General features: G+C 59.1%; 1 protein-coding gene. It reads right to left on the bottom strand.

From position 1 onward, the window contains the following. On the bottom strand, positions 1-926 hold a 926-nt coding region (locus tag JKG68_RS32530), incomplete at its 3' end, for an ABC transporter substrate-binding protein (RefSeq protein ID WP_246516135.1). Positions 927-1,045 lie beyond the last annotated feature (119 nt).

Below are 1,045 nucleotides of genomic sequence, written 5' to 3'. Positions count from 1 at the left end.
TCGGCTTGGGCGAGAAGAGTGGGCGGAACTTCCAAGCCCAACGCCTTAGCCGTCTTGAGATTGATGATAAGCTCGAACTTGGTCGGTAGCTGAATGGGCAGATCGGCAGCTTTCTCCCCTTTGATGATCCGATCGACATAACCCGCTGCGCGACGGGAAAGGTCTGGAATATCTGCCCCGTAAGACATCAAGGCTCCGGCCTCGACAAGCCGCTCCTGCTCTGCAACGACTGTAATCCCAAGCAAAGCGGAGGTGCTGACTATCGCGTCTGCCATGGTGTGGGTCAGAAAATCCCGGATGACAATGACGGCTTCACCACCCTGCTCCTGCAACGATCGAAGAAGTTTCGTGATTTCATCAGGAGAAGGCGAGCTCAGGCCTAGGCGCACGCTCCGCAAGCCTTGAGCGCGGGCTGACGCTTCCGTCTGGATGCCCCAGTCGCGAAACACAGGGTCTGTAACATTGTGCAGGATGCCGAGCACGGACAGCTTCGGAAGGAACTCGCGAAGAACCTCGATCCGCTTTGCCGCAAGATCCTCCCCGAAATACGAGAGACCCGTCACGGTCCCGCCGGGCCTTGCTAGGCTTGCGAACAGGTCATGGCCCCCAGCCGCCGCCGGCAGGCCGATCGCCACGATGGGGATCTGGGTAGCGCGGCGGATCGAGCGGGTAGCTGCGGGTCCTGGGGCCACGAAGACATCCACGGGCCTACGGATCATTTCATGGATATACCGATTTGCCAGGTCAAGATTGCCGCTGGCATGGCGAGCCTCCAGCACGATCGTTTGGCCCTCTACATGGCCTTGCTCCACCAATCCCCTGCGCAGGGCAGTGAGGGTTGCGCGGTCAGCCTGCTCCGATGCAAAGCCGAGGAAGCTAATAACCGGCAATCTGCCTTGGGTCTGAGCGAGGCTGCGGGTTCCCATCGTAAGGGATGCGAGTAGAGCGAGAGCGTCCCGTCGTCTCATTCGATCACCCCATTGGATCGAGTAGCAGGTCTACCTTACTCAAATCCGAATGGGTTTGACGAGGACAGTTCCATACA

The sequence above is a fragment of the Microvirga aerilata genome (assembly GCF_016743775.1).
GTDB classification, from domain to species: domain Bacteria; phylum Pseudomonadota; class Alphaproteobacteria; order Rhizobiales; family Beijerinckiaceae; genus Microvirga; species Microvirga aerilata.
This window is presented reverse-complemented; position numbering and strand designations above follow the sequence as displayed.